This is a genomic window from Blastomonas sp. CCH1-A6 (assembly GCF_001556365.1).
Lineage (GTDB): Bacteria > Pseudomonadota > Alphaproteobacteria > Sphingomonadales > Sphingomonadaceae > Blastomonas > Blastomonas ursincola.
Genome location: NZ_LSIS01000498.1, coordinates 1 through 14337, shown reverse-complemented (window position 1 = coordinate 14337; position 14337 = coordinate 1). Strand labels below are relative to the sequence as shown.

The 14337-nt window shown below is 64.6% G+C and carries 18 protein-coding genes, 1 tRNA gene and 1 pseudogene; 13 read left to right on the top strand and 7 right to left on the bottom strand.

Annotated elements, in window-relative coordinates:
* Nucleotides 1-674: pseudogene (locus AX735_RS26145) on the top strand (hypothetical protein); the annotation flags it as partial.
* 23 nt (nt 675-697) lie between these two features.
* On the opposite strand, the gene infC reads toward AX735_RS26145, so the two are convergent.
* Entirely contained in the window at nt 698-1243 is a 546-nt protein-coding gene (gene infC / locus AX735_RS22000) for a translation initiation factor IF-3 (RefSeq protein WP_082751251.1), read from the bottom strand.
* Between the two features lie 214 nt (nt 1244-1457).
* On the opposite strand from infC, the gene AX735_RS21995 reads away from it, so the two are divergent.
* From AX735_RS21995 to AX735_RS21985, 3 genes are all read left to right on the top strand, one after another.
* Nucleotides 1458-1769 (top strand): GNAT family N-acetyltransferase, encoded by a 312-nt coding sequence (locus AX735_RS21995; RefSeq protein ID WP_066284773.1) that lies wholly within the window; start codon nt 1458-1460, stop codon nt 1767-1769.
* Between the two features lie 63 nt (nt 1770-1832).
* Nucleotides 1833-2690, top strand: coding sequence for a formyltetrahydrofolate deformylase (gene purU / locus AX735_RS21990; protein ID WP_066284772.1), 858 nt, complete (start codon nt 1833-1835; stop codon nt 2688-2690).
* Between the two features lie 45 nt (nt 2691-2735).
* Nucleotides 2736-3323, top strand: a complete 588-nt coding sequence (locus AX735_RS21985; protein WP_066284771.1) for an NADPH-dependent FMN reductase — start codon at nt 2736-2738, stop codon at nt 3321-3323.
* Between the two features lie 33 nt (nt 3324-3356).
* Here the strand turns inward: AX735_RS21985 and AX735_RS21980 are convergent.
* Nucleotides 3357-3431, bottom strand: a tRNA-Thr gene (locus AX735_RS21980).
* A 140-nt stretch (nt 3432-3571) separates the two neighbouring features.
* Here AX735_RS21980 and AX735_RS27140 point away from each other — a divergent pair.
* Entirely contained in the window at nt 3572-3706 is a 135-nt protein-coding gene (locus AX735_RS27140; RefSeq protein WP_277817010.1) for a hypothetical protein, read from the top strand.
* A gap of 9 nt (nt 3707-3715) precedes the next feature.
* On the opposite strand, the gene AX735_RS21975 is transcribed toward AX735_RS27140, so the two are convergent.
* Entirely contained in the window at nt 3716-4321 is a 606-nt protein-coding gene (locus AX735_RS21975) for a DUF6445 family protein (protein ID WP_066284775.1), read from the bottom strand.
* Nucleotides 4322-4422: 101 nt separating this feature from the next.
* Here AX735_RS21975 and AX735_RS21970 point away from each other — a divergent pair, with 101 nt between their 5' ends.
* The 5 genes from AX735_RS21970 (at nt 4423) to AX735_RS21950 (ending at nt 8488) form a co-directional block, all read left to right on the top strand.
* Complete coding sequence (locus AX735_RS21970) at nt 4423-5622, top strand: FAD-dependent monooxygenase (RefSeq protein ID WP_066284770.1); 1200 nt, start codon at nt 4423-4425, stop codon at nt 5620-5622.
* Nucleotides 5623-5682: 60 nt separating this feature from the next.
* Nucleotides 5683-6123, top strand: coding sequence for a type II 3-dehydroquinate dehydratase (gene aroQ, locus AX735_RS21965; RefSeq protein WP_066284769.1), 441 nt, complete (start codon nt 5683-5685; stop codon nt 6121-6123).
* 159 nt (nt 6124-6282) lie between these two features.
* The gene (gene accB / locus AX735_RS21960; RefSeq protein ID WP_171007770.1) at nt 6283-6744 is read left to right on the top strand and encodes an acetyl-CoA carboxylase biotin carboxyl carrier protein; all 462 of its coding nucleotides are present in this window, start codon (nt 6283-6285) and stop codon (nt 6742-6744) included.
* A gap of 4 nt (nt 6745-6748) precedes the next feature.
* Nucleotides 6749-8110 carry an acetyl-CoA carboxylase biotin carboxylase subunit gene (gene accC, locus AX735_RS21955; protein ID WP_066284767.1) on the top strand — a complete coding sequence of 454 codons (1362 nt, stop codon included), beginning with the start codon at nt 6749-6751 and terminating at the stop codon, nt 8108-8110.
* A gap of 72 nt (nt 8111-8182) precedes the next feature.
* Complete coding sequence (locus AX735_RS21950; protein ID WP_066284766.1) at nt 8183-8488, top strand: WYL domain-containing protein; 306 nt, start codon at nt 8183-8185, stop codon at nt 8486-8488.
* 129 nt (nt 8489-8617) lie between these two features.
* Here AX735_RS21950 and AX735_RS21945 read toward each other — a convergent pair whose 3' ends face one another.
* The 3 genes from AX735_RS21945 to AX735_RS21935 form a co-directional block, all read right to left on the bottom strand.
* Nucleotides 8618-8998 carry a hypothetical protein gene (locus AX735_RS21945; RefSeq protein WP_137775658.1) on the bottom strand — a complete coding sequence of 127 codons (381 nt, stop codon included), beginning with the start codon at nt 8996-8998 and terminating at the stop codon, nt 8618-8620.
* A 76-nt stretch (nt 8999-9074) separates the two neighbouring features.
* Entirely contained in the window at nt 9075-10274 is a 1200-nt protein-coding gene (locus tag AX735_RS21940) for a dipeptidase (protein WP_231750219.1), read from the bottom strand.
* 11 nt (nt 10275-10285) lie between these two features.
* The gene (locus tag AX735_RS21935) at nt 10286-10951 is read right to left on the bottom strand and encodes an MOSC domain-containing protein (RefSeq protein WP_066284764.1); all 666 of its coding nucleotides are present in this window, start codon (nt 10949-10951) and stop codon (nt 10286-10288) included.
* A 209-nt stretch (nt 10952-11160) separates the two neighbouring features.
* On the opposite strand from AX735_RS21935, the gene AX735_RS21930 reads away from it, so the two are divergent.
* Both AX735_RS21930 and AX735_RS21925 read left to right on the top strand, forming a co-directional pair.
* Nucleotides 11161-12201: an RcnB family protein gene (locus tag AX735_RS21930; RefSeq protein ID WP_082751253.1), complete on the top strand. Its 1041-nt coding sequence runs from the start codon at nt 11161-11163 to the stop codon at nt 12199-12201.
* A gap of 117 nt (nt 12202-12318) precedes the next feature.
* A complete protein-coding gene (locus AX735_RS21925) occupies nt 12319-13002 on the top strand; it encodes a 2OG-Fe(II) oxygenase (RefSeq protein ID WP_066284762.1) in 684 nt (227 codons plus the stop codon).
* Nucleotides 13003-13070: 68 nt separating this feature from the next.
* On the opposite strand, the gene AX735_RS21920 is transcribed toward AX735_RS21925, so the two are convergent.
* Nucleotides 13071-13433, bottom strand: a complete 363-nt coding sequence (locus AX735_RS21920) for a hypothetical protein (protein WP_066284761.1) — start codon at nt 13431-13433, stop codon at nt 13071-13073.
* 275 nt (nt 13434-13708) lie between these two features.
* Here AX735_RS21920 and AX735_RS21915 point away from each other — a divergent pair, with 275 nt between their 5' ends.
* Nucleotides 13709-14221, top strand: a complete 513-nt coding sequence (locus AX735_RS21915) for a c-type cytochrome (protein ID WP_060979767.1) — start codon at nt 13709-13711, stop codon at nt 14219-14221.
* Nucleotides 14222-14337 lie beyond the last annotated feature (116 nt).

The following is a 14337-nucleotide window of genomic DNA, read 5'->3' as shown; positions in this document are numbered from 1 at the left end:
GCCATGGCCCCGATGCGCGCACCGCGCCGGTGCGCGGCGAGGCGGACGCGATCATGGTCACCGCATCGCGCAATGTCGAAGCCGAGCTCGAGGAACTGGGCGATCTCAAGCTTTACCGCGTTCCCTTCCGCTCGACGGTCGCGGCCAAGGGGCAGAAGCAGGTCAAGCTGCTGTCCAAAGCGAATGTGCCAGCACGACTCGTTTATCGCGGATATGCCGGACGAAACCGGGTCTTCCCCACCCCATTGCAGATCGAACTGCGCATGGACAACAAGACGGCCACAGGGCTTGGCCTGCCGCTGCCCTCAGGCCGGGTCGCAGTGTTCGATGGGTCGCGCGATAACGGCCTGCTAATCGGCCAGGGCCGGATGCGCGATTATGCGATCGGGCAGGAGGTGAAATTCACCATCGGCCAGAGCGATGCAGTGCTTCTCACCAGCACAACCCAGCCCGGCGCTAACGACCGTGCTCCCGAAACGCAAAAACTGGTGCTGACCAACGCCAATGCCGAGCCCGTCACCGCCGAGATCGACCTCGCGCAGGTCGCCGATACCGATATTCGCAAGGCGACGGGCAAGCTGATTCGCAAGGATGGCAAGCATGTGTGGCAGGTGACCGTGCCCGCCAATGACAGTGTCACGATCAGCTACCAGAGCCGCTCGAAATATCGCTGAAAGCCGGAAACCGGCGCGCGCCCTTATTTGGGTGCCAGCACCATCAGCATCTGGCGGCCTTCCATGCGCGGATAGGCCTCCACCTTGGCGATTTCCTTGACGTCTTCCTGCACGCGCTGAAGCAGGGCCATGCCCAGCTGCTGGTGCGACAGTTCGCGACCGCGGAAGCGCAGCGTCATCTTGACCTTGTCGCCTTCGTCGATGAACGAATGAACCTTCTTCATCTTGACCATATAATCGTGGTCATCGATGTTCGGACGCATCTTGATCTCCTTGATCTCCTGCGTCTTCTGGTTCTTGCGCGCGGCATTGGCCTTTTTCTGGGCCTCGTACTTGTACTTGCCGACATCGAGGAACTTGGCGACAGGCGGCTCGGCATTGGGCGAGACCTCGACCAGGTCGAGGCCCACGGCTGCGGCACGTTCTATCGCATCTGCTGTACGCAATACGCCAAGATTTTCGCCATTCTCATCGATCACCCGAACCTGGGGCGACTGGATGAACTGATTGAAGCGCGGGCCGGATTTGGGTGGCAGAACAAGGCCGCGACGGGGTGCTGGCGGACGTATAGCGAAATCTCCTGATGTTTCTTCGAGCGCGCGATATAAGCCAAGTCAGCTGATAGATAAAGGGTTTCGTGCGGATAACGCGCCATTTGCGCCGCCAGAATCGTGGCAAGCGTTGCAATCGCGCAACGATTGGACGCCTCCGGGCGTCTTCTTGCCGATCCCGTATGCCCTTTCCATATCGGGGCGAGGCGATGATTGCGCAAGGAGCAGCCGCATGGACAGTCCCCAACAGATCACCATCGATCACGAAACCGCAGGCCCGGACGGGCGCTTCGTCTATCGCGCCGAAGGCGCCGAAGCGGAACTGACCTATGCCGAAGCACCGGCCGTCGGCGGCGTGCGACGCGTGAGCGCCGACCACACCTATGTACCCGATTCGATGCGCGGCCAGGGCATTGCCGGCAAGCTGGTCGATGCGCTCATCGATACGGCACGTGCACAGGGGTGGAAGGTGATTCCCCGCTGCAGCTATGTCGTCGCGGCTTTCCGGCGGCACCCGGAATGGAACGACGTGCTGGCAGATTAAGGCTCGACGCGAGCGCGCGCTCTTGGCAACAGCATGGGATCCAATGCGAACCCAAGGCCGAACATGAGCGACGCACTGCACATCCTGACCCTGTCCTGCCCCGACCGCCCCGGTATTGTCAGCCGCGTCACCGGCCTGCTGTTCGCCACCGGCGGCAACATCCGCGAGGCCGCGCAGTTCGAGGATCAGGAGACGGGGCGCTTCTTCATGCGGGTGGTCTTCACACTGCCCGACACGTTGACCGCAGCGCTCGACGCACGCTTCCAGGATCTCGGGCAGGAATATGCGATGGACTGGTCGCTCCGCCTTGCCGACGTGCCGCGCAAGGTGCTGATCCTCGTCTCCAAGTTCGACCATTGCCTGGCCGACCTGCTCTATCGCTGGCGAATCGGCGAATTGCAGATGGACGTTGTCGGCATCGTCTCCAACCATCCGGTCGAGTCGCTGGCCGGGCTGGACCTTGGCGGCATTCCCTTCCACCACCTGCCCGTCACGCGCGAGACCAAGGCCGAGCAGGAGGCGGAGATCAAGCGCGTGGTCGAAGAGACCGGGGCCGAACTGGTCGTGCTCGCGCGCTACATGCAGATCCTCTCCGATGATCTCGCCGCGTTCCTTTCGGGCCGCTGCATCAACATCCATCACAGCTTCCTGCCCGGCTTCAAGGGGGCCAAGCCCTATCACCAGGCGCATGCGCGCGGAGTGAAGATGATCGGTGCCACCGCGCATTATGTCACTGCCGATCTCGATGAAGGTCCGATCATCGCGCAGGATGTCGAGCAGATCACCCATGCCGATTCGCCCGATACGCTGGTGCGCAAGGGCCGCGACATCGAACGGCGCGTGCTCGCGCGCGCGGTGCGGCACCATCTGGCCGACCGCGTCCTGCTCAACGGGACCAAGACGGTGGTGTTTACCGATTGAACCGTGCGGCAGTCCGACCGTATCGTCCGGGACAGGAGATTGCCGATGAAGAAACTGCTGGTGCTCTATGGATCATACCGCTCGGACCGGGCGGGGATCCGGCTCGCCGATTATTGCGTACGCCGCTTCGGCGAGCGCGGGGTCGAGGCCGAGCTGATCGACGCCAAGGCGGTCGGGCTGCCGATGCTCGACCGGATGTACAAGGAATACGAGCCCGGCACGGCGCCGGTGGCCATGCAGGACCTTGCGAAAAAGATCGAAGCGGCGGACGCGTTCCTGTTTGTGGCGGGCGAATATAACTGGGGCGTGCAGCCGGGCCTCAAGAACCTGACCGACCATTTTCTGGAACAGTGGTTCTGGCGACCCGCCGCGCTCGCCACCTATTCCGCCGGTCGCTTTGCTGGCGTGCGCGCCGGCCAGGCCTGGCACCCCACGCTATCCGAAATGGGCATGGTGGTGATCCCCAGCATGATCTCGGTCGGGCAGATCACGCAGACGCTCGACGAGCAGGGCCAGCCGATCGGATCGGGCGGCGCGTCGCTGGAGCGGAGCTTCGGGAAGTTCGCCGACGAACTGACCTGGTGGGCAGACGCCGCCGCTGCACAAAAGGAGCGGGTCACGCCGCCATATTGAAAGGGCCGCCTTGTTGAAGGGGGAAGGGCGAAATGGTGCTGCTGGGGAGGATTGAACTCCCGACCTCAGCCTTACCAAGGATGCGCTCTACCACTGAGCTACAGCAGCACACCATTTCGCAGGCTTGCAAGAGCGGGTCGCCGTGGCTGCCCGCTCGCAAGGCCTGCGCCTATGCGCAGGTGCCGATGGTTTGTCAACCCTCGCCGGTCTTGCCAAATGCGCCTGTGCGACGATATGCAGCAAAGCCGATGGAAAAGCCGCCAGCCCCGCCGAAATTGACCCCTGCCGAAGAGCGCAAGGCGAGGCTTGCCGCCAATCTGCGCGAGAATCTTCGCCGCAGAAAGGCGCAGGCCCGCGCGATGAACGCAAACGGCGAATCGTAAGCGGGCGGGTCAGCCGCGCGCGTAGAATTGCAGGTGCACCAGGCGGCCGTTCTCGCCGGTGGTGCCGAATCCGTCCGCCGAATTGTGGAACAGCCACGGGCTGAACAGGATCAGCCGGTTGAAGCGCATCGGCACGCGCATCACGCGCTCCCATTTCGCAGGATGAAAGGTGTCGCGGTTGACGACATCCTCGACCAGCGCATTGGCGTCGGCATAGCCGCTTTGCGCCAGCGCCAGCGGATCGGTCGGCACTTTCTCGAGCCCGGTGCGCTTGTGGCGGAAGAAATCGGTGCCGCCGCGCGCGTCCTCGTCGCGGCTCAGGTACAGGATGCCCGAATAGAAGCACGGGTCGATATGCACGCCGCTGACCCCGCGATCGCCCTTCAGCGTCAGGCGGCAATGGCCGTGCGTCGTTCCCGGCTGCGGCACCACGGGAACGCCGATGATCCGCGCCACCGCCGCCTCGAGCCCGGCGATGCCAAGCGGCGCGGACGAGAGCGTGCCGGGATAATTGCCCTTGCGCGTCGCAGGGTCGTAGCCAAGGCCGAGCGCAGCGGCACGCGCGCCGTGCGGATCGGCCAGGAAATCATCGATGATGAGCAGCGAGGGCAGCATGACCGCTGGCATAGCGGCGGATGGGCCCGTGCGAAAGACCGCCGGTTGCATGATGGCGATGGCGCGCTAAACGGGTTTATGCCCTGCCCCCGGTCCAATCCATGCGCATCCTGATCGCCGGTGCTGGCATTGCCGGGCTGGCCGCTGCGCTGGCGCTGGCGCGCAAGGGGCATGACGTGCGCATCATCGAACAGGCCCCCGCGCTCGAAGAGGTGGGCGCAGGCCTGCAACTCGGCCCCAATGCGATGCGCGTGCTGGATGCGCTGGGCATCGGCGAGGCGGTGGCCGCGGCGGGACAGAGCCCGGCGGCGATCACGTTGCGCGATGGCCGCAGCGCGCGCGAGATTCTGAAGGTTCCGCTGGGCGAAGCGGCAAAGCGGCGCTGGGGCGCGGCCTATGTGACGCTGCACCGCGCCGATCTGGTGGCGATCCTGGCCGAGGCGCTCGAACAGGCGGGCCCCGGTGTATTGAGCCTCGGCACGGAACTGGCCACGATAGATAATCGCGCGGACGGCGTTGCCGTCACCACCGCATCGGGCGAGACGCTGACCGCCAACCTGCTGATCGGCGCAGACGGCATCCGCTCTGCGGTGCGCGCGCATCTGTTCGGGCCGGAAACCCCGCGCTTTACCGGCCATGTCGCCTGGCGCGCGCTGGTGCGGATCAATCCCGCCGACCCCGCCGCACCGCCCCCCGGCGTGGGGGCCTGGCTCGGGCCGCGCCGCCATGCGGTGACCTATCGCATCCGGCCCAATCTGGTGAATCTGGTCGCGGTGACCGAGCAATCCGACTGGCGCGAGGAGGGCTGGAACCTGCCGGGCGATGCCGACCGGCTGCGCGCGGATTTCGTCGGTTGGAGCGCGCTAGCCCCCCTGCTGGCCCGGGTCGAGCGCCCGTTGCGCTGGGCATTGTTCGACCGCAAGCCGATGCGCGGCTGGCACCGGAATCGGGCGCTGCTGATCGGCGATGCCTGCCACCCGATGCTGCCCTTTCTGGCGCAGGGTGCGGCGATGGGAATCGAGGACGGCTATGCACTGGCCGAACTGCTGCCGCTCGAGGGCGAAGATATCGCGCCCGCGCTCGCCCGCTTCTTCGCGCTGCGCCAGCCCCGCACCGCACGCATCCAGGCGATGGCGCGATCGAACGGGGTGGATTTTCACGAAGGCAATCCGCTGGCCACGCTGGCGATGCGGCTGCCGCTCGGCCGCGCCGCCAGCGCGCGTCCCGACGCGGTGATGGCGCGCTGGGACTGGCTCTATGGCGGCGGCCCGCTGAGCGTCCACAGCGGGATTCTTGCCTAACCCGGCGGTTTCCCGCATAGGGGCATCTCGCGGCATCCGGCCAGCGAACGGAAAGTCCCCATGGCCGATCACCCCACCATCTTCGTTCTCAACGGACCCAATCTCAACCTGCTGGGCCTGCGCGAGCCGGAAATCTACGGATCGGACACGCTCGACGATATTGCAGGTCAGCTCGAAGACCGCGCGCAGGCGCTGGGCCTTTCCATCGACATGCGCCAGTCCAACCATGAGGGCCATCTGGTCGACTGGCTGCACGAGGCGCAGGCGACCGGCGCAAAGGCGGTGCTGCTGAATGCGGGCGCCTATACCCACACATCGGTGGCGCTGCTCGATGCGATCCGCTCGATCACCACGCCGGTGATCGAGGTGCACCTTTCCAACCCGCACACGCGCGAGGATTTTCGCCATGTGTCGTTCGTCGGGCGCGCAGCCAAAGGCACGATCTGCGGCTTTGGCGCAACGTCTTATCTATTGGCGCTGGAGGCCGCAGCGCAGTTATGAGCTTTGACGCCCCCGCGTCTGCTGGCATGATGCGGGTGAGCGATTGAAATTACGCACGGGAGCAGCCAAAGAGCCGCCCCTGATCAAAAGCAGAATAAAGGGCGCAGGACCATGGCATCACCAAGCGGCAAAAGCAGCAACAACAAACAGGGAGGCGGCATGAACATCGACAGCAAACTGGTGCGCGAACTGGCGGAACTGCTGGGCGAGACGGGGCTGAGCGAGATCGAGGTGGAAGACGGCGATCGCAAGATCCGCGTCGCGCGCACGATCAGCGCCGCACCGGTCGCCAGCGTTGCGGTCCCCGCAGCACCCGCACCCGTTGCTGCCCCGGCCGCCGCGCCCGCGGCGCCTGCCGCCCCGGCAGAGCCAGCAGCGCCCTCGATGGCGAACGCGGTCAAGTCGCCGATGGTCGGCACCAGCTATCTCGCCCCCGAACCGGGTGCCGCGCCCTTCGTCAGCGTCGGTGCGACGGTCAAGATCGGCGACCCGCTGCTGATCATCGAGGCGATGAAGGTGATGAACCCGATCACCGCCGAACGCGCGGGCAAGGTTACCGCGATCCTGGTCGAGGATGGCCAGCCGGTCGAGTTCGACCAGCCTCTGGTCGTCATCGAGTAAGCCCATGGCCATCAAGAAGATCCTGATCGCCAATCGCGGCGAAATCGCGCTGCGCATCCACCGCGCAGCGCACGAGATGGGCATCAAGACGGTCGCGGTGCACTCCACCGCCGATGCCGATGCGATGCACGTGCGCCTCGCCGACGAGGCGGTGTGCATCGGGCCGCCGCCCGCCGGCCAGAGCTATCTCAACATCGCCAACATCATTTCGGCGGCCGAGATCAGCCAGGCCGACGCGATCCATCCCGGCTATGGCTTCCTCTCGGAAAATGCCAAGTTCGCCGAGATCGTCGAGGCGCACAAGATCATCTGGATCGGCCCCAAGCCCGAACATATCCGCACCATGGGCGACAAGGTCGAGGCGAAGAAGACCGCCGGCGCGCTAGGCATGCCGCTGGTCCCTGGTTCCGACGGCGCGATCAAGGACATCCACGAGGCCAAGATCATCGCCGCATCGATCGGCTATCCGGTGCTGATCAAGGCGGCATCGGGCGGCGGCGGCCGCGGCATGAAGGTGGTCCCGTCCGAGGACCAGCTCGAAACGCTAATGCAGCAGGCGGGCAGCGAGGCCAAATCGGCTTTCGGCGATGACACCGTGTACATGGAAAAATATCTCGGCAACCCGCGCCATATCGAGTTCCAGATCTTCGGCGACGGCAAGGGCAATGCCATTCACCTCGGCGAACGCGACTGTTCGTTGCAGCGCCGCCACCAGAAGGTGCTCGAGGAAGCCCCCTCGCCGGTCATCACACCGGAAGAGCGCGCGCGCATGGGCGCGGTCGTCACCAAGGCGATGGCGGACATGGGCTATCGCGGCGCGGGCACGATCGAGTTCCTGTGGGAAAATGGCGAGTTCTACTTCATCGAGATGAACACCCGGCTTCAGGTCGAGCATCCGGTGACCGAGGCGATCACCGGGGTCGATCTGGTGCGCGAACAGATCCGCATTGCCGAAGGCCATCCGCTCTCGGTCCGCCAAGACGAGATCGAGTTTCGCGGCCATGCCATCGAATGCCGCATCAATGCCGAGGACCCGCGCACCTTCGCGCCTTCGCCCGGCCTGGTCAGCTATTATCACCCGCCGGGCGGCATGCATGTGCGCGTCGATAGCGGTCTGTATGCGGGCTACAAGATTCCGCCCTATTACGACAGCATGATCGCCAAGCTGATCGTCTATGGCCGCACCCGCCAGGGCTGCATCATGCGCCTGAAGCGCGCGCTCGAGGAATTCGTAGTGCAGGGCGTCAAGACCACCATCCCGCTGCACCAGGCGCTGCTCGACCAACCCGATTTCCTGTCGGGCGAGTACACGATCAAGTGGCTTGAGCAATGGCTGGCCGAGCTGGAGGCCGAGGAAAAGGCGTGACGCCATCAGGACTTATGCTGCACCGCACAATTTTCCGTTGAAACGCGGTGCAGCATTGGTCATATTGTCGCGATGGATACAAACAAGACCATCCTGGAAGCCATCGCGCTACGCAAATGCCTCGAGGCGACCTATAACCGGCAGCGCATTAGGCTGGCGCCGCACATCCTGTATACAAAGCACGACCAGCTCTATCTCGATGGCGTGACGCTCGAGCGCGACGGCAAGCCCCCGCGCGAGCTGAAAGTCAGCGCGTTCAAGCTCGACGGACTGGGCGACCTCGCACTGACCGCGCACGAGTTCGACCTTCAGCCGGTGTTCAATCCCGACGAGGAGCGCTATCAGGGCAAAACGCTGTTCGCGGTCGAGATGGCGTAGTCTTCCGTCTGCCCAATTTCATCACCCCCGCGCAGGCGGGGGTCCCGCTTCCTTCTCCAGCATGAGCGCAAAAGCGGGATTCCCGCGTTCGCAAGAATGACGAGGGCTGGGTGCCCCAAGAGGCAAGGGTTACTGCTTTTCCAGGCTCAGCGACGCGTCATCGATCGTCAGGCTGAGCCGGCGCGGGTCGCGCTGGTTCTCGATCAGGAAGACATGCGGCCCGCTGCTCGCGAGGATCGCGTCCATCGCCCGTTCGATCGGGATTTCGACCTTGGGGATGCGCGCGCAATCGCAGGCGATCGCCACCCGGTCCTTGGCGACGCGGGTGACGGTGATCGTCACCCCCGATTTCGATGAGCCGCGCGCATCGGAAATGATGTCGCCGACATAGGTCCCCGCAACCAGATCGGCGAGATCGGGCTTGCGTTCGGGCGCGGCCAGCGAGGCCGTGGACAGCGACACCAGGGCCGCGATCAGCATCGCGAAAGAGCTGGAAATCCGACGCGTCATGGCCTTCTCCCATCCGGTCTTCCCTGGGAGCTTATCGCAATTCCGCGCGCAAGGCACGCAAATAGCCCTGGGCCGGCTATTTGCCCGCGACGCGTTCCACCTCGGCCATCACGCGCAGCACGTTGCCGCTCCAGATCTTCTCGACATCTTCGCGCGACAGGCCGCGCTTCAGCAGCGTCTCGGTGATCTTGGGGATCTGGCTGATCTGGTTGAGGCCGATCACCCCGCCACCGCCATCCCAGTCCGCACCGATGCCGACATGATCGACCCCGACCAGATCGATGCAATAGAAGATCGCCTGCATGTAGCGGTCGAAATCGGTATCGGAGCGCGGCTCGGCGGCATTGGCCTCGGCCCATTGCTTCATCAGCGCGGCGCGCTCCTCGGGCGGCAGGCTATCGGCGGTCTCGATCTGCGGGCGCAGCGCATCGACCGTCGGACGCGGCTTGTCGGGCGACAGGAAGAGGCTGTTGACCTGGATCACCCCGCCCTTGGCCGCGAGCGCCTTGAGCCGCGCGTCATCGAGGTTGCGCGGATGGTCGTGCAGCGCCTTGGGCCCCGAATGCGAAAGGATGATGGGCGCTTTCGAAAGCTCGAGCAGCTGGTCGAAGGTGCTGTCGGCGGCATGGCTGGCGTCGATGATGATGCCCAGCCGGTTCGCCTCGCGCACCCAGGCCTTGCCGAGATCGCTGAGGCCCCCGTGCAGCGCCTCGCCATTGGTCGAATCGGCAAGCTGGTTGGTGCCATTGTGCACCGGCCCCGCCATGCGCAGCCCGAGCTGGTAGAAGGCATCGAGATTGGCGATGTCGTTGCCGAGCGGATAGCTGTTCTCCATCGACAGATAGACCACGCGCTGCCCCGCTGCGGCGATGCGCGCCGCATCCGATGCTTTGGTGGCGATCGCGAAGCTCTGCGGATTGGCGGCGACGAAATCGTGGATCTGGTGCAGCCGCTTGAGCGCATGCGCCAGCGCCACCGCATAGCCGCGCGCGTCGTTGGGACCCTGATCGGTATAGATGACCCAGAAGCCGCCATCGAGGCCGCCTTCGATCATCCGCGGCAGATCGACCTGCGTCGTGTCGGCCAGCACATCGTGCCTGTCGGTAATCCGCCAGCCGGGCTGGTCGAGATTGGCCGGGCTGTCGAGATGCGTGTCGAGCGTCAGGATCGACTGGTGGATTGCGGCGGGGTCGCTGGCGTCCTGCGCAGCCACAGGACCTGCCATGCAGGCCGAAGCCAGCATCAGCCCCAGCATCGGCCGGTGCGTCGATTTCATGTGCTTTCCCTTCAATCGGCGAGCGCGGCCGCACGCTTGCGCCAATCGGCGGCGAGCTGGGGCAGATCGGCCAGCTTGCGCACGGCCTCTGGCTCTGCCTTGTATTGCCCGCCGACCAGCAGCCGGAACACGCGGTCCACGGTCCAGGCCGACGGCCCCGGCTCTACCAGCCGCATGACATCGCCTGCCTGGACAAGCCCGGGTTCAAGCACACGATAATAGAAACCGCAACGCGCGGTGCGCACGATTTCCGCCATGACCGATTGCTTGCCCGAGACGCCGAAGCGATGATCGAGTTTCCAGCAGGGCTGGCGTCCCTTGGTCAGTTCGACCAGCGCCTGGCCCAGGCGAAAGCGATCGCCGATGCGCATATCGCTTTCGACCAGCCCGCGCGTCGAGATGTTCTCGCCGAACGCACCCGGCTTTTGCAGCAATTTGTGCGAATCGAGCTTCTGCTGCCAATAGGCATAATGGTCGAACGGATAATGGTGTATCGCCATGTCCGGGCCGCCATGGTGTACCGGATCAGCCACCTGATCGCCTTCGAAACCCAGCTCGCCCAGCATGACAGGACCGGTCGCCGGCTGGCGCGCAATGGCGCTCATCGTGCCATCCTCACGAAAAGGGCGGGGCTTGCCGGTGAGCAACGCCAGGACGCGGACCGCTTGCGAACTCATGCAGTTGCAAGCTACGCTTGAATTACTCAGCGTGCAATGCAATTCCTTCATTTCGACGGCATAGCTATACAAACGCCTCTGAAGTATACGATATTGGTTAAGCTGAGGGTCAGGCGCCGCTTTGTAATGGCCTTGCAGTATCAACAGTCCTGTGCCGCGTGGTTGCCGACACGATTGCCCAGGCCATTATCGAAAGGTCGATTTTGGTCATGTCACCAATCCTAGAAGCATCCCCCTCCTCCCTTACCCACTCCCGCCCGCAAGCGCGCCATCTCCGGCTGCCGGCAGGGCTTGCAGCGCTGGCTCTGGCCAGTCTGCTATGGACGTCGAACAGGGCCGAAGCCGCCGACCTGGCGGTCCAGTCGACCGCACCCGGTATCGCCATGGCAACAGGGCTCGAGCCTGCGGCACAGCAGCGCGAAGGACGCCGGGGGGGCGGCGAGTTTCGCGGCCAGCGCGGCGGTGGCGGCCGCGAGTTCCGCGGGCAGAATCGCAACACCATCGGCACCGCGCGGATCGATACGCCGCGCGAGTTCCGTCAGGAACGCCGTGCCGACCGGCAGGATTTCCGTCAGGAACGCCGCGGCGACCGACAGGATCTGCGCCGCGAGCAGCGCGGTGATCTGCGCGACTTCCGCCAGGAGCGCCGCGCAGATCGGCAGGATTTCCGCAACGGCGTCGTGACGCGGCCCGAATTCCGCGCCGACCGGCGCGATGATCGCCAGGATTTCCGCCGCGACCAGCGCGGAGACTTGCGAGATTTCCGCCGCGATCGCCGGGATGATCGCCGCGATTTCCGTGCAGACAGGCGCGACGACCGCCGTGATTATCGCGACAACCGCCGCGACTGGGATCGGCGCGAATGGGATCGGCGCGGTTGGGCCGATCGGGGCTGGAACGGTCGCGATTGGGACCGGCGCGGCTGGGACGGTCGCGGACGAGGCTGGGATCGTGGATGGCGCAACGATCGGCGCTATGACTGGTATGGCTGGCGCAACCAGAACCGCGCCTTCTTCAATGTCGGGCGCTACTACCCGCCGGTGCGCGGCTGGAACTATCGCCGCCTGGGCATCGGCTTCACGCTGGGCGCACCGTTTTTCGCCAGCAGTTTCTGGATCAACGACCCCTGGGCCTATCGCCTTCCCCCGGCTTATGGCCAGTATCGCTGGGTCCGCTATTATGGCGATGTCCTGCTGGTGGACATCTATACCGGGCAGGTCGTTGATGTGATCAACGACTTTTTCTGGTAAGGCTCGCAACGCGCATGCTGCGACCTGTGCAAGACCCGCCGGAGCCATCCGGCGGGTCTTTCCTTTTCACGACCGCCCGGGTTGACAGGCACAGGGCCCGCGCGCCATCCCCCGGCCATGATCAGCGACTTTCTGCATCGGCGCGAACTGGCCAGGATCAGCCGCGACGTGGGCGACAAGCTCGATGCCCATCCGCGCGTCCAGCGCATCGCGTTCGACGATGTGAAGGTCCCGATGCAGATCTATTGCTATCAGGATTTCATGGCCCCCGGCGAATGCGCGGAGCTCATCCGCATGATCGATGCCGATGCGATCCCTTCGGAGCTGTATCGCGCAGGCGCCGGCGCGGATCAGAATGATTTTCGGACGAGCTACAGCTGCAATCTCGACCGCTGGCACCCCGATGTGCTGCGCATTGACGATCGCATCTGCGGGCTGATGGGCATCGATTCGCGGCGGGGAGAAACGCTGCAGGGACAACGTTACGCCGTCGGCCAGCAGTTCAAGGCCCATCACGACTATTTCCATACCGACCAGCCCTATTGGCAGAAAGAGCGCAACAAGGGCGGGCAGCGCAGCTGGACGGCGATGGTGTTCCTCAACGAGCCGCAGGGCGGGGGCGAAACCGAGTTCCCGCAACTGTCATTCAAGATGCTGCCGCGCACGGGCATGTTGCTGATCTGGAACAATATGGGCCTGGACGGTCGGCCCAATCCCTATCTGCTGCACAGCGGCAATCCGGTGACGGCGGGCACGAAATACATCGTCACCAAATGGTTTCGGCGCGGTTTCTGGGTCTAGCCGCACCTGAGGCGGCCCATCTCCGCTGAGCCTGGAGACGGGCCGCTACCCACAGTTCATGGGTCTGCTCAATCGTTATAGGCCAGCACCGTCACGCGGCCGACCTTGTAGCCGCGCTGGCGCATTTCCTTGACGTAATCCTTGTCGGCATCGGCCAGCTCGACCTCGTATTCCTCCCATGCATCGGCCCGGTCCTCGCGGTCGGTCGCGCGCTTGAGATCGCTGGTGAGTTCCTTGTCGGCCTCGTTGATGTCGGCGACATAATTGTACCAGGACTGGTTATACACGCCCTGCACCGGTTCGGTCCGGATCGGCGGCGCATGGGCACCATCGCGCGCCGGGAGGGTGCGAGGGGTTCCGGCCTGGGCGGGCAGGGCCAAAATCACCAGCGGCAGCGTGGCTGCCAGGGCATTGCGGATCAGCTTGCTCATCGTTCGTCTCCTTTGAGCGCCCCCATTGCCCTCCAACGCATCGTGCACCGATTCAGGTAAGCGGCATCGCGCGGCTGGGCGCTGGACCGGGGCGCCCGGGCGCAGTTGCGCCCAGAATGCGTAAATTTTCACGCCGGATGCCATTTTCGATGAACATTTTTCTTCATCTGGCGTTCATCCGCAGCCTTCCCCACTTTTCAACGGGTCCGGCTCGTCTATATTGACCGCTGCTTCAGGGCGAATGTCGCCGAGCAAGAGGAGAGTTCATGTCCAGAATGAATGCACTGCGCTATGCCGGCGTCCTCGCTGGCGTTGCTATGCTGGCCGCCTGCTCGGGCGGCAGCGAAACCCCCAAGGCCGAAGAAGAGGCCGCCGCTCCGGCCGCTGACGCTGGTGCCGAAACCCCCGCGGCGACCCCGGCTGCTGCCGAAGCGCCCGCCGCGGACAATACCGATACGCTCGACGGCAAGAAGCTTGCCGATTTCACCGGCAACGCCGCTGAAGGCGAGAAGGTGTTCGTGCAGTGCAAGACCTGCCACGTGAAGGAAGCCGGCCAGAACCGCGTCGGTCCCTCGCTCGCTGGTATCGTCGGTCGTGCCGCCGGTTCGGTCGAAGGCTTCAACTATTCGCCCGCCAACAAGAACAGCGGCATCACCTGGACCCCGGAAAAGCTGTTCCAGTATCTGGAAAAGCCCGCCCGCGTGGTGCCGGGCACCAAGATGGTGTTCGCAGGCCTGCCCGACGCGCAGAAGCGCGCCGACCTCATCGCCTATCTGCAGCAGCCCTGATCGACCCGATCACGGTTTGCGCCGAAACACGAAAGGCCGCTCCGAAAAGGGCGGCCTTTTTTGTTGGGGGCACCATGCCACTTCATCGTCACCCCCGCGAAGGCGGGGGTCCCGCC